Below are 20,842 nucleotides of genomic sequence, written 5' to 3'. Positions count from 1 at the left end.
AAAGTGCCGTTAATTCGCTGAACCCTACAAAAGAAGTCTGGATTGTCCCCCGGCTGGAAATTGCCGGTCCGCGCGGCGCGCATACGCTGTGACGGCTGCGTATTCCGTCAGGCGCTTCAGCCTCTCCTTGCTTCAACGCGCGAACACCGATATGCCCGATCCGCACTGGACCATTCCGGTCGCTCGCTGGTCTAGCTGGCCTGCTGCCACCACCGCCGCACCCGACATCGGTTTTATCGAACCGATCGTGCGGCGGCGTCTCAGCACGCTCTCGAAAGCCGCGCTGAAGGTGGCGCACGATTGCGTCGGGGCCGACGAGGCGCGCGTCGTCTTCGCGTCGCGGCACGGCGAACTGCGCCGCACCACGGAGATTCTGCGCGCCATCAGTTCCGGCGAGCCGGTGTCGCCGACGGCCTTTAGCCTCTCGGTGCTCAATGCGATGACGGGCGTGTTCGGCATCGCGCGCGGCGACCGCTCGGCGGCGAGCGCCATTTCGGCGGGCCCGGAAACGCTCGGTTATGCGCTGCTCGAGGCGTATGCGCAACACGCAACGCAATTGGCGTCACCGGTCCTGCTGGTCTACGCCGACGAACCGGCCGACCCCGCATACGGAACGATCGACGATGAAGTGCAGGGCGGCGCGATCGCGCTGCTCTTGAGTAACGAAACGGCGCTCGGCCATCTGGTCTGTACACAGTCCGCGTCGCCGCGCCTGCACGATTCGGAGCCCGCAGCAACCCGCTTCGCCACGCAAAGCCAGGCGCTGCTGCATTGTCTTGAAACCGGCGAGCCCGCGGCCTGGCAAGGCGCCGGCGTCCTTTGGCAGTGGGAGTGGCATGACCGCGCGGCTTGACTACACGTGGCGATTCTTCGCCACGGGCATGGCTTTCGTCGTGTTCGGCATCTGCGGCGTGCTGTTTTCGGTGCTGGTGTTTCCGCTCGCGTGGCTGTGGCCGCATCGTGCGTCGCGGCAGTTCGCGGTGACGAGCATCATCCACTGGTTTTTCCGCGCGCTCGTCGGCGCGTTGCAGCTGATCGGCGTGATGAAGCTCGAAGTGTCGGGCGGCGAGGCGCTGCGCGCGCGCGGTCCGTCGATCGTGGTGGCCAACCACCCGACCTACCTCGACGTGATGGTGCTGCTTTCGCTCACGCCGCACGCATGCTGCGTCGTGAAAAACGCGCATTGGAGCAACCCGTGTTTCTGGGGCATCGTGCGTTCGGCGGAATACGTGAGCAACGCCGATCCCGCGGAGCTCGTCGAAGCAGGCGCAAGGCAGCTCGCGGCAGGCTATACGATGATCATTTTTCCCGAAGGCACGCGCAGTCCCGCGCGCAACCGGCTGCATGCGTTTTCGCGCGGCTTCGCGCACATGGCGCTGAAGGTGGACGCGCCGATCGTGCCGGTGCTGATGGATTGCGATCCGCCCGCGTTCACGAAACAGATGCGCTGGTACGACGTGCCGGCGCGAGCGTTCCGCATGCGCGTGAACGTGCTGGAGCCGCTCGGCGTCGAGCGGCTCGCGGCAGACGACACAACACCGGCTCTCGCTGCGCGCAGCGTGACGAGCGCCGTCGAAGCACACATTACCCGGCACCTGTTCGATTATGGATTCTTTAAAACTGGAAATTAAGCAGCTTCTGATCGAGGCACTCGATCTGGAAGACCTGAGCCCCGCCGATATCGACGACGATGCACCGTTGTTCGATACCGACGGTATCGGTCTCGATTCGATCGACGCACTGGAAATCGGCATCGTGCTGCGCAAACAATATCAATTGACCATTGCGGCAAACGACGACCGCACGCGCGAGCACTTTCGCTCCATCAGCACGCTGGCCGCGCTGGTGGCAAGTCAGCGCGAAGCGGCGCACGCCGCGAACGAAACCAACAGCAAAGGGGAATGACCGTGTCCGAGGCAGAGATTCTTGAACGCATCCGCGCCATCTTTAAAGAGAACTTCGCAATCGAGCCCGAGCGCGTGACACCCGACGCGCATCTGTTCGAAGACCTCGATCTGGACAGCATCGACGCGGTCGATCTCGCGATCAAGCTCCAGGAAATGACCGGGCGCCGCATCAAGCCGGAAGAGTTCAAATCGGTGCGCACGGTCGGCGACGTGATCGGCGCGGTCGAATCGCTGCTGGCGGCTCAAGGCTGATGCCGGCAGTGCGTTCGCGCACACGGGCGGCCGATCAGCCCGCCGCAAGCGCTTCGTCCGCGGCTGAACGCCATTGGCTGAAGGCGGTCGTGCAAGTGCTGGTGAAGCTCGCGTATCCCGCGTTGATTCTGTGCGCGTGGCGTTGGGACACGCCGCGTTACGTCGGCTGCATGCTGTTTGCGATTCTGTGGCTGCAGCGCTGGGCAGGCAGCGGTCCGGTCGCGACTTCGCTGCGGCGTCTTTCCGCCATCGACTGGACCGTGGTCGGCTTGCTGAGCTGCGCGTCGGCGGCCATCGTGCTCACCAACAGCGAGCTGCTGTTGCGCCTCTATCCGTCGCTCGTCAATCTCGGGCTCCTGATCGCGTTCGGCGCGACGCTCGTGCGCGGTCCGTCGATGGTCGAAAAATTTGCGCGCCTCGGCAAGCCCGACTTGCCGCCGGGCGCAGTGCGCCACACGCGGCGCGTCACTCAGGTGTGGTGTGTGTTCTTTCTACTGAACGGTGCTTTTTCCGCGTATACCGCGCTCTACTGGAGCCGCGCAAGCTGGTCGCTGTATAACGGCGCGATTGCCTATCTGCTGATCGGTGTGCTGCTGATCGCCGAGGTCGTGTGGCGCTATCTCGTCGTGCTGCCGCGAGCCGCGCGTTCGGAGGCGGCGTGATGATCGCGTTGCACGACCTGTTGTCCATTCCGCTCGATGCCGCCGCTTCACGCGTTGCCGTTTGCCGCGATCGCACGGCGCTGCTCGATCGCGCCGCGTTTCGCGCGCGCGTCGCGGCGCTCGTTGCGCTGGTGCAATCGCAAGCGGCGCAACGCTATGCACTGTGTATCGACGATCCGTTCGATTTCGCGTGCGCGTTGTTCGCGCTCTTCGCGTGCGGCAAGGAGCCGGTGATTCCGGCGAACGCGACGCCCGGCTATCTTGCCGATCTCGCCGACGCGTACGACGTCGTGCTGACCGACGCGACGCTGCAGTTGCATGCGCAAGCCGATGCGCAAGCCGAGGCAGCCGCGTCCGCGCTCGACAAAAACATCGACCCCCAAGCGCCGCTCACGCTCTACACCTCGGGCAGCAGCGGCCGTCCGAAGCCGATCCGCAAAACGCTCGCGCAGTTCAACGCCGAAGTGCACACGCTCGAGAAGCAGTGGGGCGCGCTCGTCGGCGACGCAACCATGCTCGCGAGCGTGCCGCATCACCATATCTACGGTCTGCTGTTTCGCGTGATGTGGCCGCTTGCCGCCGGCCGCGCATTCGATCGCGAGATCAGCATCGAACCGCTGCATCTGCAAACGCAGATCGCGCAATGCGGCGCGGCCGTGATCGTATCGACGCCCGCGCAGTTGTCGCGCTGGCCCGCGCTGCCAGGCTTCGCCGCATTGACGCCCGCGCCGCGCGCGGTTTTTTCGTCGGGCGGTCCGCTCGCGCTCGAAGCCGCGCAGCAATATGCGGCGGCTTACGGCGCCGCGCCGCTCGAAATCTACGGCAGCACGGAAACGGGCGGCATTGCATGGCGTCGTCAGGACGAGACCGATGCATGGCAAGCGACGACCGGCATCGAAGTGCGTTGCGACGAAGACGGTGCGCTCAACGTGCGCTCGCCGCATCTCGACCATAGCGGCTGGCATCGCACCGACGACAAGATCACGTTCGACGCGCAAGGCCGTTTCCGTTTGCAGGGCCGTCTCGATCGCGTGCTGAAGCTCGACGGCAAGCGTGTGTCGCTGCCGGAACTCGAAGCGCGTCTCGCGCTGCATCCGTATGTGATGCAAGCGGCAATTGCGCCGCTCGAAGGCGGCGCGCGTGAGCGCGTCGGCGCGGTCGTCGCGTTGACGGGAGCGGGCAACGACGCGTTGCGCGACGAAGGCCGCGTGGTCCTCGCGCAAAACCTGCGCCGCCATCTCGCCGATTACTTCGACGCGGTCGTGTTGCCGCGCCATTGGCGCTTTCGTCTCGCGTTGCCGTTCGACGCACGCGGCAAGCTGCCGGTGTCCGCGGTTGCTGCGGCGTTCGAGCCGCGCGCCGAAGGTTTCGAGCTGCTTGCCGAAGCGCGCGCCGGCGACACGCTGCACTACGAACTGCGCGTGCCGCCCACGCTGATTCATTTCGCCGGCCATTTTCCCGGACTGCCGATTCTGCCGGGCGTCGTGCAAGTCGATTGGGCGGTGCGTCTGGCCGCCGAACAACTGCCGTGCGCGCACAGCGTCGCGTCCGTCGACCGGTTGAAGTTCATGGCGCCGGTGTCGCCGGGCTCGGTGTTGAAGCTGACGCTCGCGCACGATAGCGCGCGTCAGCGCGTGCAGTTTGCGTACCGCGTGAACGAGCGCGATTGCGCATCGGGCGTGATCGTTTATCGGGAGAGCGCGTGATGAATTTCGCTCCCTGCATCGTGATCCCGATCTACAACCACAAGGACGCGATCGGCGCGACCGTCGCGCATCTCGCGGTGCACGGCTTGCCGATTTTCATCGTCGACGACGGTAGCGACGAAGCCACTCAACAGGTGCTCGCCGAGCTTGCGCAGCAATACGTGCAGCAAGTCTCGCTGCTGCGTCTGCCGGTCAACGGCGGCAAAGGCGCGGCGGTGATGGCGGGCCTGGGCGCCGCGCGCGACGCGAAGTACACGCACGCGTTGCAGATCGACGCGGACGGCCAGCACGACGCCAATGACGTGCCGCGTTTCATCGAAGCCGCGCGCGCCGAACCCGGCGCAGTCATTCTGGGCCGTCCGGTGTATGACGAGAGCGTGCCGAAAGCGCGACTCTACGGCCGTTATCTGACGCATGTGTGGGTGTGGATCGAAACGCTGTCGCTCACCATCCGCGATTCGATGTGCGGCTTTCGCCTCTATCCGCTTGCGCTCGCGTGCGAGTTGATCGACAGCGTGCAGTTACCCACGCGGATGGACTTCGACATCGAGATTCTGGTGCGCCTGTATTGGCGGCGCGCCGCGTTTCGCGCGATTCCCACGCGCGTCACGTATGCGAGCGACGGCGTCTCGCATTTCGACGTGCTGTGGGACAACGTGCGCATCAGCCGCAGTCATACGCGGCTCGTGTGCGGCATGCTGCTGCGTCTGCCGATGCTCGTCGCGCACAAGTTCATGCCGCGCCGCGCCGTGCTCGCGGACGTGCAAAGCGAGGCGAACGCGCAGGACTGGTGGCGTATCGCCGAGCGCGGCAGTCATCTCGGCATGTCGTTGCTCGCGCTTAGTTGCAAACTGTTCGGCCGACGTTTCACCGCGCTATGGCTGCATCCGATCGTCGCGTATTTTCTGCTGACGGGACGTGCCGCGCGCGAGGCCTCGGCCAATTACTTCACGCGTTTGCGTGAGGCCGCGCCGCATGGCGAGACGCCGCGACCCGGCTGGCTGTCCGCGTATCGACACATGCTGGCGTTCGCGCAATCGGGCTTCGACAAGCTCGCCGCGTGGTCCGGCCGCGTCAACAATGCCGACGTCAAGTTCGAAGATCCTTCGGCTTTCGAAGCATTGGTCGCGAGCGGCAAGGGCGCGCTCGTGATCGGCGCGCATCTCGGCAATCTGGAGATGACGCGTGCGCTCGCCGCGCAGGGCGCCTACGCGAAAGTCACGGCCGTCGTCTACACGGAACATGCGCGGCGCTTCAATAGCGTGCTCGCGTCGGCGAACAGCGAGTTCGCGCGTCATCTGCTCGAAGTCGCGGACTTCGGGCCCTGAAACGGCGATGCTGATGCAGCAGCGTGTCGACGCCGGCGAACTGCTCGTGATCGTCGGCGACCGCGTGCCCGCGCACGAAGCGGGCCGCACCACCCAGGCGCGCTTTCTCGGCGCCGATGCGCCCTTCGCGCAGGGCCCCTACGTGCTCGCGCATGCGCTCGGCTGTCCCGTGTATCTCTTCTTCTGCCTGAAAGAGCAGGGCGGTTATCGTCTTTACTTCGAGCCGTTCGCGGAGCGCATCGAGTTGCCGCGGCGCGAACGCACGCAGCATCTCGCGGCGTGGGCGCAGCGTTATGCCGCGCGTCTCGAACATTATTGCCGCAAGGCACCTTATCAATGGTTCAACTTCTTCGATTTCTGGGCCAGCCCCAAGCGAGGCGCGAATGGCCGAACATGATCTGATCGACGCGCCGGATGCCGGCGTGCAAGCGGTTTCAAATCGCGGCGGCAACGCGGCTCCGGTGGTGATCGGCGCACGCAAGCTGACTATCGAGGACGTCGTCGCGATCGCGCAGCATCGCGCGCCGGTCGCATTGAATACGGACCCCGAGTGGCGCGCGCGCATTCAACGCGGCGCGGATTTCCTGCGCCGCCATCTCGCGGCGGGCGCGACGGTCTACGGCGTCAACACCGGTTACGGCGACGCCTGCGTGGTCGATGTGCCGATGGAACTCGTCGAAGCCTTGCCGCTGCAACTCACGCGTTATCACGGCTGCGGCATGGGCCGCTATCTCGACGACGGCGAGACGCTTGCCGTCATCGCCGCGCGTCTGAACTCGCTCGCGTATGGTTTTTCGGGCGTGCGCCCCGTGCTGCTCGAACGTCTCGCGGACCTCGTCAATCATCGCGTGCTGCCGCGTATTCCGGCCGAAGGATCGGTCGGCGCGAGCGGCGATCTCACGCCGCTTTCATATGTCGCCGCCGCACTCGCGGGCGAACGCGAAGTCATGTTCGAAGGACGTCTGCGCGACGTGCGCGAAGTGTGGAGCGAACTCGGACACACGCCGCTCACGCTCGCGCCCAAGGAAGGCCTCGCGCTGATGAACGGCACGGCAGTCATGACCGGACTCGCGTGTCTCGCGTTCGCGCGCGCGGATCATCTGACGCGGCTCGCCGCGCGCCTGACCGCGCTGTGCACCGTCGCGCTCGACGGCCGCGCCGCGCATTTCGACGCGACGCTCTTCGAAGTGAAGCCGCATGCGGGCCAGGCCGAAGCCGCCGCCTGGATTCGCGCCGATCTCGAAGGACGCGACGATACGCCGGGTCATCGCTTGCAGGACCGCTATTCGATTCGCTGCGCGCCGCATGTGATCGGCGTCGGGCGCGATGCGCTGAGCTGGGTGCGCCGCGACATCGAAAACGAATTGAACAGCGCGAACGACAACCCGCTGATCGACCCCGACAACGAACGTGTTTTGCATGGCGGCAACTTCTACGGCGGCCATATTGCGTTCGCGATGGACTCGCTGAAAGTGGCCGTCGCGAATCTCGCCGACCTGATGGACCGGCAACTGGCGCTGCTCGTCGACGTGAACTTCAACAACGGTTTGCCGCGCAACCTGAGCGGCGCAGCGCCCGCGCGTGCGGCCATCAATCACGGCTTCAAGGCCGTGCAGATTTCGTCGTCCGCGTGGACGGCGGAGGCGCTGAAGAACACGATGCCCGCCAGCGTGTTTTCGCGTTCGACCGAAGCTCACAATCAGGACAAGGTCAGCATGGGCACGATCGCCGCGCGCGACTGCCTGCGTGTGCTCGAATTGACCGAGCAGGTCGCGGCCGCGCATACGCTTGCCACCGTGCAGGCGGCGCAGTTGCGCCTGCGAATCGACAGTGCGACGCCGGTGCCCGCGCCGTTGCAAACGTTCGTGGAAAACGTCGGCGCACAATCGCCTTTCGTCGACGAAGACCGCGCGCTCGAATCCGACCTGCGCGCACTGACCGCGCGCATCGCCGCATGCGAGTTGCTGCACGACTATCGCGGAGGCTCAGAAGCATGAGCGCCGCCCGCAAGGTATTGAGCGCGAGCGCGACGGTCGAAGTGCCGTTTCACGACGTCGACGCGATGAACGTGTGCTGGCACGGCCATTATCTGAAGTACTTCGAGATCGGCCGTGCGGCGCTGTTGCGCGCGTTCGATTACGACTACCGCGAAATGCAGGCGTCGGGTTATCTGTGGCCGATTGTCGAAGCGCACTTGAAGTACGTGCGTCCGGCAACCTACGGCCAGAAACTCGACGTGCGCGCGCAACTGCTCGAACACGAAAACCGCCTGAAAATAGGCTATGAAATCGTCGATTGCGCGTCGGGCGCGCGGCTCACGAAGGGCTACACGATTCAGGTGGCTGTCGATGCCGCGACGCAGGAATTGCAATTCGTGTCGCCGCCCGTCGTGTTCGAAAAACTGGAGCGCGTATGGGCAGCATGAATTGCTACGGGCGACTAAGCAAAGCGCTATGCAACGCGCTATGCGCTCTCGCGCTTTCGGGCGCATTCAGCGTGGCCGCATCGCCGGCTTCGGCAGCATCCGCGGACGGCAACCCCGCACTCGTCTCGCAGATCGCATCGCACCTTGCCGCGGCCAAGGGCGTGCGCGCGCAGTTCACGCAGACGCAGACACTCGCCGCGATGAAGCAGCCGCTCGTCAGCACGGGCTCGCTGCTGTTCGTGCGCGAGCGCGGCGTGATCTGGCAAATCGCGACGCCGTACAAAGCCACGTATGTGATTACCGATGCAGGCGTCGCCGAAGTCAACGCCAACGGTCAGCGTGTCACCGCGCACAGCGCGCAGGGCACGCGCGGCGTCGCGCAAGTCTCGAAGATGATGCGCGCGATGCTCGGCGGCGATCTGTCCGCACTGTATTCGCAATTCGACGTAGAGGCCGAAGGCAGCCCCACGCACTGGCGCATGCAGCTCACGCCGAACCAGCCGCAAATCGCGCAGTCCATCAAAGGCTTGCAGATGAGCGGCGGCGATTATCTGCAGAACCTGCGCATTGCGCTTGCCAACGGCGATACGACGCAACTCGAGTTCAGTAAAAGCGAGGCGGTGAGCGAACTCGCGCCGGCCGAACGCAGCCTGTTCGGGACGCCGTAATGGATTTGCTGCGACACAGATCCGCGAGACAGACATGGGGCGTGCGCGCCGCGTGGCTCGCGCTCGCGCTCGTCGCAGCGCTGTATTGCGGCTGGCGTTTCGCGGGACCGTCACCGTTGCAGACCAATTTGCTCGCGCTGTTGCCCGCGACCGAAGCGGACCCCGTCGCGGAAAAAGCCGTCGATATGCTCGCGAGCGCGCTCGGCGACCGCACCGTTTTTCTCGTCACGAGTCACGACGACGCGCACGCGAAAGCGGCGGCGAAACAGCTCGGCGCATCGCTGCGGACAAGCGGCGCATTCGCTTCGGTGACGGCGGAATTGCCGCCGTTCGATCTGTCGCAAATCGCGGCGTTGTACATGCCGTATCGCTTCGGCTTGCTGACGCCTGCCGATCGTGCGGCAATCGCCGGCGGGAACGCAGCGGATTCGACGCTGCGCGATGCGCTGGCTCAGCGCATCTACAGTCCGCTGCGCGGCGGACTCACCACGTCGCTATCGGACGACCCGTTCGGCTGGCTCGAACATTGGCTCGGCAATCTGCCGCTTGCCACGTCGAACCTCGAACTCGAGGACGGTCTGCTCGTCTCGCATCGAGGCAATGCGACAAGCGTGCTGATCGTCGCGACGCTGCCCGGCTCGGCCTATGAAACGAAGACGCAGCACGCGGTGCTCGGCGCGTTGGCGCAAGGCGAAAGCGCGCTGAAGCACGCGTTCCCCGACGTGTCGGTGGCGCGCACCGGCGCCGTGTTCTACGCCGAATCGGCGCGCAGCGCATCGGAGCGCGAAGTGCACGCGATCGGCATTGCGTCGCTCGTCGGCATTGCGTTGCTGATGATGTGGGTCTTCCGCTCGCCGCGCCTGCTGCTGCTCGGTTTCGTCTCGACCGCGCTCGGCATTGTCTGCGCGCTTGCGGTCACGTTGCTCGTATTCGGCAAGCTGCATCTGCTGACGCTCGTGTTCGGCGCGAGCCTGATCGGCGAAGCCGTCGATTATTCGATTCAGTATTTCGTCGTCTATCTCGGCGCGGGGCGAGACTGGGATGCGCGGCGCGGCGCACGCGCGGTGCGTCCCGCGTTGAGCGTCGCGCTGGCCACAAGCCTGCTCGGCTACGCGATCCTGACATGGGTGCCGTTTCCCGCGCTCAAGCAGATCGCGTGCTTTGCAATGGCGGGCATCGTGACGGCGTTCGCTTCGGTGATGTGGCTGTTGCCGGCGTTGCTGCCGCACGCGCCGAAGCGCAGCCCGCGGCGTCTGTTCGAACGCGCCGCGCGCCTGCTCGGCGTGTGGCATCGCATGATCGGCGGCAAGCGCGCGTGGTTCGTCGCCGCGCTGCTGCTGATTGCCGCAATTCCTGGCTGGCTGCGCCTCACGAGCGACGACGACATCCATCTGCTGATCCAGCGCGATGCGTCGCTGGTCGCGCAGGAAGACAAGGTGCGCGAAGCGGTCGGCGTGGATAACAGCGCGCAGTTTTTCGTCGTGCGCGGCGAGACGGCGGACGTCGTGTTGCAGCGGGCCGAAGCGCTCGGCGCGAAACTCGACGCGTTGAACGGCACGGCGGACAAGACGGGCGGTTATCAGTCGGTTGCGCAATTCGTGCCGTCCGCGCGTCGGCAGAATGAAGACCGTGCGTTGCTCGCGCAACATCTGTTCAACGACCCGGCCGCATTGCGCGCGACGCTGCTGCAAGCAGGCTTCAAAGACGAAGTCGCCGATGCGTGGATCGCCGCTCAAGCGAAGCCGCAAGCGCTGTTGAGTATCGACTCATGGCTCGCCGCGCCGTGGTCGCAACCGTATCGGCATTTGTGGCTCGGTCAGGTCGACGCGGCGAGCCATGCGTATGCGGCCGTCGTGATTCCGCAAGGCGTGACGCCGCGCAACGAGCCCGCGTTGATCGCCATCGCGCAGGCGCTGCCGGGTGTCGCGTTCGTCGACAAAGCCGCGAGCGTGTCGAAGCTGTTCGGCGCGTATCGCGTGGATAGCGGCTGGTGGCTCGGCGGCGCGCTGACGCTCGTTCTGGTTCTGCTGATCGTGCGTTACGCTGCGCGGCGCGCTGTGTCACCGAATGCAGGCGGCGCAGTCTCTCTGCTTGAGCGCGTGCGCGGCGGCGTCGCGGTGACGTTGCCGGTGCTGCTCGCTGTCGGCGTCACGCTCGCCGCATTCGGTTATGCGCGGGTGCCGCTGAATCTGTTCAACTGGCTTGCGCTGATGCTCGTGCTCGGCGTGGGCGCAAACTACGCGGTGTTTCTGCGCGAAGGATGCCTGCGCGCGGACGCCGATCTCGGCGCGGTGTGGACCGGCGTGCTGTTGTCGGCGGCGACCACGCTGCTGTCGTTCGGCATGCTCGGCATGAGCGCGATGCCCGCGTTGAAGAGCTTCGGCGCGACGCTCGCGCTCGGCATCGCGGTATCGGTGCTGCTTGCGCCGATCGGCATGCCATCGGAAACAAGGAGGGCCGCATGAAAGCGCCATCAGTTTATTTGCACGCGCTCGGCATGATCAACGCGCTCGGCGGCGACCTCGACAGCATCGTGCCGGCGCTCGCGGCTTGCGACGCGCGCGGCATGGCAAGCATGCACACCGGTATCGGCGACGCGTTTGTCGGCAGCGTCGTGACGCCGCTCGAACTCGCGCCGTCCGCGGATCTTGCGCGCTACGACTGCCGTAACAACCGCTTGCTGCTCGCGGCGCTTGCGCAGATCGCGCCTGCCGTCGACGCAGCGCGCGAGCGCTATGGCGCGCATCGAATCGGCGTGGTGCTCGGCACGAGCACGTCGGGCATCGAAGCGGCCGAAGCCGCGTTCGTCTATCAGGCACAAGCGGGCGCGCTGCCGTCGAGCTTCAATTACCGGCAGATGGAGATCGGCACGGCCGCGCCGTTCGCGGCCGCGGCGCTCGGGGTGAAAGGGCCGGCGTATACGATCTCGACCGCCTGCACGTCGAGCGCGAAGGCGTTCGCATCGGCGCGGCGCTTGTTGCAGTTGCAACTATGCGACGCGGTCGTGGTGGGCGGCGTCGATTCGTTATGCGAGCTCACGGTGCAAGGCTTTGCGTCGCTCGAATCGACGAGCAGCGCGCGCAGCAATCCGATGAGCCGCAATCGCTGCGGCATCAATGTCGGCGAAGGCGCAGCCGTGTTCCTGATGAGCCGCGACGAAGCGGCGGTGCGTCTTGCGGGCGTCGGCGAATCGAGCGACGCGCATCACATTTCGTCGCCCGATCCGCAAGGCGTGGGCGGCGAACTCGCGTTGCGCGAGGCGCTGGCCGATGCGGGCATTGCGCCGTCGTCTATCGGCTATGTGAATCTGCACGCCACGGCGACGCGCAAGAACGACGAGATGGAAGCGAGCCTGATGTCGCGCGTCTTTCCCGAAGGTGTCGCGACGAGCGGCACAAAGCCGCTGACCGGTCATCAACTGGGCGCCGCGGGCGCGACGGAGCTTGGCTTCGTGTGGCTCACGCTCGCGCGTCAGGACGTTGCGCTGCCGCGCCATCTGTGGGACGGCGAGGCCGACCCGGCCCTGCCCGCGCTCGACCTCGTGGAAACCGAACGTTTCTTGCCGCGCGAGGCGGCCACGCAGGGAGCCACCCGATACGCGATGAGCAACTCGTTTGCATTCGGCGGCAGCAACGTCAGCCTGATTCTTGCAGGATGAGCGCGATGAACGACACGCGAACTATCGACGAACTGCTGCAGCAACCGATCGAAGCGATCATCCCGCATCGCGGCACCATGCTGCTGATCAACGGCGTGGACGCGTTCAGCGAAGAGACGCTGACCGCGCGCGCGACCGTTCACGCCGACGCATGGTACGCCGACGCGCAAGGCGCGATGCCCGCGTGGATCGGCATCGAACTGATGGCGCAGACCATTGCCGCGCATGTCGCGCTGCTGGCCATGCGAGGCGGCGGCCGTGCGCGGCCCGGCGTGCTGCTCGGTTCACGCAGCTACAAGGCGTTGCAGCCGAGCTTCGCAGGCGGCGCACAACTGCTGGTTCACGCAACGGAACTGCTGCGCAGCGAGGAAGGCCACGGTGCGTACGAATGCACGATTCAAGACGGCGACGTGTGCTGCGCCGAAGCCGTGATCAAGGTGTTTCAGCCAGCCGATTTTCAGTCATTCATTGAGGGGAGTTTCAGTTCATGAGCCGGCGTGTTCTCGTTACCGGCGCAAGCCGCGGCATTGGCCGCGCGATTGCGTACCAGTTGGCCGCCGACGGCTTCGCGGTGTCCGTGCATTGCCGGACCGGACGCACCGAGGCCGAAGCGGTCGCAACGGGCATCGCCGCGCAGGGCGGCACCGCGCGCGTGCTGCAGTTCGACGTGCGCGAGCGCGCGGTATGCCGCGAAGTGCTCGAAGCCGATGTCGCGGCGCATGGCCCGTACTACGGCATCGTATGCAGCGCCGGCGTGACGCGCGACGCCGCGTTTCCCGCGCTCAGCGACGAAGACTGGGACATCGTGATCGAAACCGGCCTCGACTCGTTCTACAACGTCGTGCATCCGTTGACGATGCCGATGGTCCGCGCGCGCAAGGGCGGTCGCATCGTGACGATCGCGTCGGTGTCGGGCGTGATGGGCAATCGCGGCCAGGTGAACTACAGCGCGGCGAAGGCGGGTCTGATCGGCGCGACCAAGGCGCTCGCGGTCGAACTGGCGACGCGCAACATCACTGTCAATTGCGTGGCGCCCGGTCTGATCGAAACCGGCATGCTCGAAGAGATGCAGCTCGAACACGCGCTGAAGACGGTGCCGATGAACCGCGTCGGGCAGCCTGCGGAAGTCGCGTCGGTGGTCAGCTTCCTGATGTCGGATGCGGCCTCGTATGTCACGCGCCAGGTGATCGGCGTCAACGGCGGGATGATCTGATGAAGCGAGTCGTCATTACCGGCATGGGCGGCGTCACCGCGCTCGGCGATAGTTGGGACGCCATCGAAGCGCGCCTGAAAAGCGGCGTGAATGCCGTGCGGCGCATGCCCGAGTGGGACTACTTCGAATCGCTGCATACGCGGCTCGCGTGTCCGTTGCCGGGCTTCGTCGCGCCCGCGCATTATCCGCGCAAGAAAACGCGTTCGATGGGCCCTGTGTCGCTGTATTCGGTGCGCGCAAGCGAACTCGCGCTCGCCGATGCGGGCCTCGCCGACGACGCCAGCATCAAGGACGGCCGCATGGGCGTCGCCTACGGTTCGTCGTCGGGTTCGGTGCAGCCGATCCGCGCGTTCGGCACGATGCTTGAAACCGGCTCGATGAGCGACGTCACATCGAACAGCTACGTGCAGATGATGCCGCACACCACGGCCGTCAACGTGAGCCTGTTCTGGGACCTCAAGGGGCGCATCATTCCGACCTCGTGCGCGTGCGCGTCGGGCAGCCAGGCGATCGGCTACGCGTATGAAGCGATTCAGACGGGCAAGCAGACGCTGATGCTCGCGGGCGGCGCCGAAGAATTGTCGGGGCCCGCCGTCGCCGTGTTCGACACCTTGTACGCAACGAGCACGCGCAACGACGAGCCGCATCTCACGCCGCGTCCTTTCGATGCCGCACGCGACGGCCTCGTGGTCGGCGAAGGCGCGGCCACGCTCGTGCTGGAGGAATACGAACACGCGGTGGCGCGCGGCGCGCGGATTCACGCCGAGATTGTCGGCTTCGGCTGCAATTCGGACGGCGCACACATGACGCAGCCGACCGCGGAAACGATGGCGCTCGCAATGCAGCTCGCGCTGAACGACGCGCAGCTTCCGCCCGACGCAATCGGGTATGTGAACGCGCACGGCACGTCGACGGATCGCGGCGATGTCGCCGAAAGCCACGCGACCCTTCAGACCTTCGGCGAACGCATGCCGATCAGTTCGCTCAAGAGCTATGTCGGGCATACGCTCGGCGCGTGCGGCGCGCTCGAGGCGTGGTGGACCATCGAGATGATGAAGCGCAACTGGTACGCGCCCACGCTGAACCTGAACAATGTCGATCCGGCTTGCGCGCCGCTCGACTACATCGTTGGCACGGGCCGCGAGATCGACGCCGAACTCGTGATGAGCAACAACTTCGCGTTCGGCGGCATCAATACGTCGCTGATCTTCAGGCGCGTTCGATGAGTGTGAAGCTGCAACGCGTCGTGGTCACGGGCATGGGCATCGTGTCGTGCCTCGGCAATACGCTCGACGAAGTGTCGGCCGCGTTGCGTGCAGGCACGTCGCGCATCGAGCGGATCGACGCATGGCGCGAGCGCGGTTTCGGCTCGCAGGTCGCGGGCGTCGCATCGGTCGATAGCGAGCCGCCGTTCGAGCGCAAGCTCGAGCGCTTCATGGGCGATACCGCGCGTTTCGCGTGTCACGCCGCGAAGAAAGCGATTCACGACGCCGGCCTCGACGCCGCCATGCTGCGCTCGCCGCACGCGGGCACGGTGATCGGCTCGGGCGTCGGCACCATGTCGAGTTACGACGCGGCGATGGCCGTTGCGAACACGCGCGGCGTCGAAAAAGTGCCGCCCTATACGGTGCCGCATGCAATGAGCAGCACCGCGTCGGCGAATGTCGCGCAGGTGTTCGGGCTCGAAGGCGTCAGCTATTCGCCGTCGTCGGCGTGCACGACGTCCGCGCTCGCGATCGGCCAGGCAATGCAACTGATCCAGACCGGCCGTCAGCAGATCGTGCTCGCGGGCGGCAGCGAGTCGTTGCACGACAACATGACGCTGATGTTCGACGCGATGGGCGCGCTGTCGCGCCGCTTCAACGATACGCCGCAGCGTGCGTCGCGTCCTTATGACAGCGAGCGCGACGGCTTCGTGATCGCGTCGGGCGGCGGCGTGCTCGTGCTGGAGGCGCTGGATCACGCGTTGGCGCGCGGCGCACGCATCTACGCGGAGCTGACGGGATTCGGTGATTGCACCGACGCCGGCATGGTCACGCCGCGCGCGGCGGGCATCGCGAGGGCGATGCGCGGCGCGCTGAACGAAGCGGGCAAGGCACCGGATTACATCAACACGCACGCACCATCCACGCCGCTTGGCGACGTCGAGGAATTGCGCGCGTTGACGCAAGTGTTCGGCGCGGCTTCGGAGCGAGGCATACCCGCGTTTTCGTCGACGAAGGGCATGACCGGGCATCCGCTTGGCGCTTGCGGCGCGCACGAGGCGATCTACACGCTGCTGATGATGCGCGACGGTTTCATCGCGGGGACAACGGGGATCGAAAGCGCGGGGATTGAAAGCGCGGAGCCGGCAATCGACGGCATGCCGCTCGTGCGCGAGACGCGCGACGCGCGCATCGATACGGCGATGTCGGTCTCGTTCGGATTTGGCGGCAGTTGCGCGAGCTTGATGTTCGAGGCGTGGCGGGGCGGCTGAAACGGCCGCGATTTTAAAAACGAGGGTAATAAGAATGACAAAAGCAACGAAGAGAATGGTGAAAGCAGCGCTCATGCTGGGCACATTGACGATGGCAGCCGCAGCGCTGACGGGCTGCGCGACGCAAGTCAAATCGCTGCCGCTCGCGGCTGCGGGCGGCGAATCGCGCGGCGCCGTGCCGGTGTATTTCGGCGAGCAGAATCATCCGGCGGTGAAGCGCGACCTCGGCGACGTTTCGTACTCGGTGCGCATTGCGCGCAAGGTCGCCGATGCCGACGACGCATGCCGCGACGCGCTTACCGAAGCCATCGGCAAGCTGCGCGCGGCGGCACGCGAACGCAGCGCGAATGCGGTGATCGACATCAAGACGCGCTTTCACAGCAGCGAGAGCAATTCGTCGCGCGAGTTCACCTGCGGCGTAAGTCAGAGCGCCGCGGCGATTGCAGTGAGCGGCAGGCTCGTCGTGCTCGAGGCGAACTAAGGCGCGCTCGCTCGTGAGGCAATAGTAGATACGTCAATCGTAAAACGGATAACAACCAGCAAAGGAGTATCAATGAAACGCCATCTGATGTCTGTCACACTCGCCGCTTCGTTCACCATGCTGAGCGCTGCACCGGCTTTCGCACGCGACACGGTGGAAAACTATCCGATCGAACCGGCGTTGCACAGCGAGCCGGGCAAGGTCAGCGACGACATCGCATTGTATTTCGCGGGCCAGCGGCATCCGGCCGTCGCGAAGAAGATCGGCGAGTTCGCCACCAACAAGAAGACCAACGCGTTCGGCAAGAGCGATACCGACGCGTGCCAGCATGTGTTCCTGTCGGCGGTGATCGAGTTGCAGGACCGCGCGCGCAAGGAAGGCGGCAACGCGGTCATCAACATCAAGAGCAACTACAAGAACGAAGTGCGCGAGAGCGCGACCGAGTTCACCTGCGGCGCGGGCGCCGTGATTGCCGGCGTCGCGCTGAAGGGCGATGTCGTCACGCTGCGTAAGTAAGCAGGCTAAGTAAGCCAAATAAGCGGGCTGCGGAGCACCTGATTCAATCGGCCTTGACCGCCGCGACATTGACGAGCGTCTCGCGGCGCTTGCCGGGTTGCGGACGGTAAAGGCCGAGCCGTTCCAGCAGACCGAAGTCTTTGGCGCGGCTCCACCAGAGGTAGGGCAGCGAGACGTTGCGTTCGGTAAAGCTGAAGCCGCCGCGACGGATCATGTCGAGATAGCCATCCGCGCTTTTTTGCACCTGCATAGGATGGCGAAACAATAGCCGGATCACCCACGATCTGATGTACGCGTCGGTGGATTCGGCGAACAGCAGTACGCCGCCTGGCTTCAGCACGCGGCGGAACTCGGCGAGCGCGCGGTCCTGCTCGACGAGATGATGGAAAGTCTGATGGCAGAACACGATGTCGGCGCTTGCATCGGGCAGCGGCAATTCGGCGCAGTCGCCGTGCAGCAGCTCGATGTCGGCGACTTTATCGCGGCAGGCTTGAGCCGCATTCGCGGCGAGCGCGAGAGACGGCTCGTGATAGTCGATGCCGACAATGCGGCGCGGCTTGAACGCATCCGCGAGCAGACGAAACGAAATGCCTTGTCCGCAGCCCACGTCGACGATGACGGGCGCCGCGGGCAACGGTGTGTCGATCAGACGCTTGAGGTCGTTGATCGCGACACGCAGCACGTGGTGTTCCCACGTATGCGTGCGCAGGAACCAGATTCCGAATGCGGTTTCCGGCACGAAGGGCACGGTGGATGGATGAGACGGCGGCACGCTGGGCTCCCCGGAAAAACGGTTCTTTCTGTTAGAGATGCAATGTAACAAGGCGTAAGGATGCAGCGTAATGCTGCGTCGAGCAAGCAAACGATTGAGGCAAACTTGAGTACACATGTCATGAAGCATACGGCGGCCGATGTCGTCATCATCGGCGCAGGGCCGGCCGGGGCAGTTGCCGCGGCGTTGCTGCGCAAGGCGGGCCGCTCGGTGCTCGTGCTGGAGCGTCAGCACTTCCCGCGCTTTTCGATTGGAGAGAGCCTGTTGCCGCAAAGCATGGCTTATCTCGAGGAAGCGGGCATGCTGCAAGCGGTGGTCGAAGCAGGGTTCCAGTACAAGAACGGCGCACAGTTTGTGTATCGCGACCGGTCGTCGTCGTTCGATTTCCGCGACAAGCATTCGGCGGGATGGGGCACGACGTATCAGGTCGAGCGCGCGGCGTTCGACGACATCCTGATTCGCTGCGCGGCCGCGCAGGGCGCCGACGTGCGCTTCGGCCACACGGTGCAGGCGGTTCATACGGACAGCGTTGCGCCGCGCGTCGACGTGACCGACGAGGCCGGTCATGCGTATCAGATCGAAGCGCGCTTCGTGTTCGACGCCAGCGGCTTTGGCCGCGTGCTGCCGCGTCTACTCAATCTCGAAGCGCCCACGCGCATGCCGACGCGCGCGGCGCTGTTCTCGCATGTGTACGACGGTCTGCCGGCCGGCGCGCATGATCGCAACAAGATATGCGTGGCCACGCACCCCGAGCGTCGCGACGTGTGGTTCTGGATGATTCCGCTCGCGGGCGGACGGTCGTCGGTGGGCTGCGTCGCGGAGTCGAGTTTTCTCGACGTGCCGGAAAACGAACGCGAGGCGATGCTGCGCGCGCTGATCCAGAAGGAGCCGACGTTCAACCGGCTGATCGGCGATGCGCCGTTCCTGATGCCGGTGCGTCACATCGGCGGGTACTCGGCGAATGTCGAGCGCTTGCATGGGCCCGGCTATGCGCTGCTCGGCAACGCGGGCGAGTTTCTCGATCCGGTGTTTTCATCCGGCGTGACGATCGCGCTGCGCTCGGCGCATCTCGCGGTGCAGACCTTGAACCGTCAACTGGACGGCGAGCAGGTCGACTGGTCCGCGCAATACGATGTGCCTTTGCGCAAGGGCATCGACACGTTCCGCGCGTTTGTCGAGCGCTGGTATAGGGGCGAACTGCAGGACATCATTTTCTATCCGGACCAGACGCCGTCGATTCGCCGCATGATCAGCTCGGTGCTCGCGGGCTACGCATGGGACGAATCGAACCCGTATGTCGCCGATCCGGTGCGCAGGCTCAACGCGTTGCACGAGGTGTGCACGCAGCGTTGATTGGGCGTTAGCTTTTACTGTAGCTGTCGCGCTTCGTCAGGCCACAACCGGTGCCATGTGCGCCACGCGAGGCGCATGCTCGCGCACATCGTCGCGGCGATGCACGCGCTTGCCCGCCGCATACGTTTCATAGACAGCGCGGTCGTCGCCGAGCAGCGCGAACGCGAACAGCAACTCTTCGAGCGATTCGGTGCGCGCCGTGCGGCGCGCCAGCAGCGGCGTCGCTTGCGGATCGAGCACGACGAAGTCCGCTTCGGACTTCGGCTTCAACGTGCCGACTTTATCCGCGAGATCGAGCGCTTGTGCGGCGCCCGCGGTCGCGAGATAAAACATCCGCGTGGCCGTCAGATGATGTCCGGTCAAGCGTGCAACCTTGTGCGCTTCGTTCATCGTTTGGAGCATGGAAAACGACGTGCCGCCGCCGACGTCCGTTGCGAGCGCAACGGGCATGCCGGCTTCGTCGGCCTTGTCGAAATCGAATAGACCGCTGCCGAGAAAGAGGTTCGACGTCGGGCAATGCGACGCGACCGTGCCGGTTTGCGCCATGCGTTTGCGGTCTTCCGCGTCGAAGTGAATGCAATGGCCGTACACCGCGCGGCGGCGCAGCAGACCGTAGTGATCGTAGATGTCCAGATAGCTGCGGTGGCCCGGAAAGAGGCTATTGACCCACTTCACTTCATCCAGATTTTCCGCGACGTGGCTCTGCACGAACACATCCGCATGTTCGCGCGCGAGCACGCCACACGCTTCGAGTTGCGCTTCCGTCGAAGTCGGCGCGAAACGCGGCGTGAGCGCATACATCTGTCGGCCGCGGTTGTGCCAGCGGCCGATCAGTTCGGCGCTGTCGTCATAACCGGATTGCGCAGTGTCGCGCAGAAACTCCGGGCAGTTGCGATCCATCAGCACCTTGCCCGCGACCATGCGCAGATTGCGAGCCTCGCTCTCGGCGAACAACGCGTCGGCGGATTGCTTATGCACCGTGCAATACACGAGCGCGGTCGTCGTGCCGCAAGCCAGCAGTTCCTCGAGGAAGAAGGCCGCGGTGTCGCGTGCGTAGGCTTCGTCGGTGAAACGGCGCTCGGTCGGAAACGTGTACGTGTCGAGCCACGGCAACAAACCCGACGCGGGCGACGCGATCATGTCGGTCTGCGGATAGTGAATGTGCGTGTCGATGAAGCCCGGCACGATGAGTTTGTCGCGCATGTCCTGCACGGACGCGCCCGGCGCGAGTTGCGACGCGAGCGCGGCATACGCGCCCGCCGCGACGACATGGCCGTCTTCGACGATCAGCAGGCCGTCCTCATGGAAGACCGCCGCATCGGGCGAGCGCGACGGATCGCCGTTAAAGGTCAGCAATTGCGCGCGAAATGCCGATTGCGCCGGCGCCTGTGCAGAATGAGTCATGGGAAAACCGTCTCCGAAATG

Annotated in this window: 20 protein-coding genes and 1 pseudogene; 19 read left to right on the top strand and 2 right to left on the bottom strand. The window is 65.2% G+C overall.

What is annotated here, in order from left to right; translation table 11 throughout:
- Positions 1-151: 151 nt before the first annotated feature.
- From ABIE53_RS15825 to ABIE53_RS15740, 18 genes and pseudogenes are all read left to right on the top strand, one after another.
- Complete coding sequence (locus tag ABIE53_RS15825; RefSeq protein WP_006050193.1) at positions 152-853, top strand: beta-ketoacyl synthase chain length factor; 702 nt, start codon at positions 152-154, stop codon at positions 851-853.
- Positions 837-1,631, top strand: a complete 795-nt coding sequence (locus ABIE53_RS15820; RefSeq protein ID WP_006050194.1) for a lysophospholipid acyltransferase family protein — start codon at positions 837-839, stop codon at positions 1,629-1,631. Before ABIE53_RS15825 ends, ABIE53_RS15820 begins: the two co-directional genes overlap by 17 nt.
- Entirely contained in the window at positions 1,606-1,905 is a 300-nt protein-coding gene (locus tag ABIE53_RS15815; RefSeq protein ID WP_006050195.1) for a phosphopantetheine-binding protein, read from the top strand. Before ABIE53_RS15820 ends, ABIE53_RS15815 begins: the two co-directional genes overlap by 26 nt.
- On the top strand, positions 1,902-2,159 hold the full coding sequence (locus ABIE53_RS15810; RefSeq protein WP_006050196.1) for an acyl carrier protein: 258 nt from the start codon (positions 1,902-1,904) through the stop codon (positions 2,157-2,159). The genes ABIE53_RS15815 and ABIE53_RS15810 overlap by 4 nt, the downstream gene beginning before the upstream one ends.
- Positions 2,159-2,821, top strand: a complete 663-nt coding sequence (locus tag ABIE53_RS15805; protein WP_006050197.1) for a COG4648 family protein — start codon at positions 2,159-2,161, stop codon at positions 2,819-2,821. The genes ABIE53_RS15810 and ABIE53_RS15805 overlap by 1 nt, the downstream gene beginning before the upstream one ends.
- Positions 2,821-4,527 carry an ApeI family dehydratase gene (locus tag ABIE53_RS15800; protein WP_192698902.1) on the top strand — a complete coding sequence of 569 codons (1,707 nt, stop codon included), beginning with the start codon at positions 2,821-2,823 and terminating at the stop codon, positions 4,525-4,527. Before ABIE53_RS15805 ends, ABIE53_RS15800 begins: the two co-directional genes overlap by 1 nt.
- A pseudogene (locus ABIE53_RS15795) lies at positions 4,527-6,252 on the top strand (glycosyltransferase family 2 protein). Before ABIE53_RS15800 ends, ABIE53_RS15795 begins: the two are co-directional and overlap by 1 nt.
- The gene (locus ABIE53_RS15790; RefSeq protein WP_006050200.1) at positions 6,239-7,852 is read left to right on the top strand and encodes an HAL/PAL/TAL family ammonia-lyase; all 1,614 of its coding nucleotides are present in this window, start codon (positions 6,239-6,241) and stop codon (positions 7,850-7,852) included. Before ABIE53_RS15795 ends, ABIE53_RS15790 begins: the two are co-directional and overlap by 14 nt.
- Positions 7,849-8,280: an acyl-CoA thioesterase gene (locus ABIE53_RS15785; protein WP_006050201.1), complete on the top strand. Its 432-nt coding sequence runs from the start codon at positions 7,849-7,851 to the stop codon at positions 8,278-8,280. The genes ABIE53_RS15790 and ABIE53_RS15785 overlap by 4 nt, the downstream gene beginning before the upstream one ends.
- A complete protein-coding gene (locus ABIE53_RS15780) occupies positions 8,268-8,948 on the top strand; it encodes an outer membrane lipoprotein carrier protein LolA (protein WP_006050202.1) in 681 nt (226 codons plus the stop codon). Before ABIE53_RS15785 ends, ABIE53_RS15780 begins: the two co-directional genes overlap by 13 nt.
- Entirely contained in the window at positions 8,948-11,413 is a 2,466-nt protein-coding gene (locus ABIE53_RS15775) for an MMPL family transporter (RefSeq protein WP_192698759.1), read from the top strand. The genes ABIE53_RS15780 and ABIE53_RS15775 overlap by 1 nt, the downstream gene beginning before the upstream one ends.
- On the top strand, positions 11,410-12,606 hold the full coding sequence (locus tag ABIE53_RS15770; protein WP_114156382.1) for a beta-ketoacyl-[acyl-carrier-protein] synthase family protein: 1,197 nt from the start codon (positions 11,410-11,412) through the stop codon (positions 12,604-12,606). Before ABIE53_RS15775 ends, ABIE53_RS15770 begins: the two co-directional genes overlap by 4 nt.
- A gap of 5 nt (positions 12,607-12,611) precedes the next feature.
- Entirely contained in the window at positions 12,612-13,097 is a 486-nt protein-coding gene (locus ABIE53_RS15765; RefSeq protein ID WP_114156735.1) for a hotdog family protein, read from the top strand.
- On the top strand, positions 13,094-13,819 hold the full coding sequence (locus ABIE53_RS15760; RefSeq protein WP_006050206.1) for a 3-ketoacyl-ACP reductase FabG2: 726 nt from the start codon (positions 13,094-13,096) through the stop codon (positions 13,817-13,819). Before ABIE53_RS15765 ends, ABIE53_RS15760 begins: the two co-directional genes overlap by 4 nt.
- The gene (locus ABIE53_RS15755; RefSeq protein WP_175130874.1) at positions 13,819-15,045 is read left to right on the top strand and encodes a beta-ketoacyl-ACP synthase; all 1,227 of its coding nucleotides are present in this window, start codon (positions 13,819-13,821) and stop codon (positions 15,043-15,045) included. The genes ABIE53_RS15760 and ABIE53_RS15755 overlap by 1 nt, the downstream gene beginning before the upstream one ends.
- Positions 15,042-16,295 carry a beta-ketoacyl-[acyl-carrier-protein] synthase family protein gene (locus ABIE53_RS15750; RefSeq protein WP_006050208.1) on the top strand — a complete coding sequence of 418 codons (1,254 nt, stop codon included), beginning with the start codon at positions 15,042-15,044 and terminating at the stop codon, positions 16,293-16,295. Before ABIE53_RS15755 ends, ABIE53_RS15750 begins: the two co-directional genes overlap by 4 nt.
- 55 nt (positions 16,296-16,350) lie before the next feature.
- The gene (locus tag ABIE53_RS15745; protein WP_044021313.1) at positions 16,351-16,776 is read left to right on the top strand and encodes a hypothetical protein; all 426 of its coding nucleotides are present in this window, start codon (positions 16,351-16,353) and stop codon (positions 16,774-16,776) included.
- Positions 16,777-16,848: 72 nt separating this feature from the next.
- On the top strand, positions 16,849-17,292 hold the full coding sequence (locus ABIE53_RS15740) for an excinuclease ABC subunit A (protein WP_006050210.1): 444 nt from the start codon (positions 16,849-16,851) through the stop codon (positions 17,290-17,292).
- Positions 17,293-17,335: 43 nt separating this feature from the next.
- Here the strand turns inward: ABIE53_RS15740 and ABIE53_RS15735 are convergent, their stop codons facing one another.
- Complete coding sequence (locus tag ABIE53_RS15735; RefSeq protein WP_192698760.1) at positions 17,336-18,064, bottom strand: class I SAM-dependent methyltransferase; 729 nt, start codon at positions 18,062-18,064, stop codon at positions 17,336-17,338.
- A 120-nt stretch (positions 18,065-18,184) separates the two neighbouring features.
- On the opposite strand from ABIE53_RS15735, the gene ABIE53_RS15730 reads away from it, so the two are divergent.
- A complete protein-coding gene (locus tag ABIE53_RS15730) occupies positions 18,185-19,417 on the top strand; it encodes an NAD(P)/FAD-dependent oxidoreductase (RefSeq protein WP_192698761.1) in 1,233 nt (410 codons plus the stop codon).
- A gap of 36 nt (positions 19,418-19,453) precedes the next feature.
- On the opposite strand, the gene guaD is transcribed toward ABIE53_RS15730, so the two are convergent.
- Positions 19,454-20,821 (bottom strand): guanine deaminase, encoded by a 1,368-nt coding sequence (gene guaD / locus ABIE53_RS15725; protein WP_006050213.1) that lies wholly within the window; start codon positions 20,819-20,821, stop codon positions 19,454-19,456.
- Between the last annotated feature and the right edge of the window lie 21 nt (positions 20,822-20,842).

Source organism: Paraburkholderia sp. OAS925 (assembly GCF_040543975.1).
In the GTDB taxonomy this organism is placed as follows: Bacteria; Pseudomonadota; Gammaproteobacteria; order Burkholderiales; family Burkholderiaceae; genus Paraburkholderia; species Paraburkholderia graminis.
Note: the sequence above shows the minus strand (reverse complement) of the source record. Positions and strands in the feature narration are given on the sequence as shown.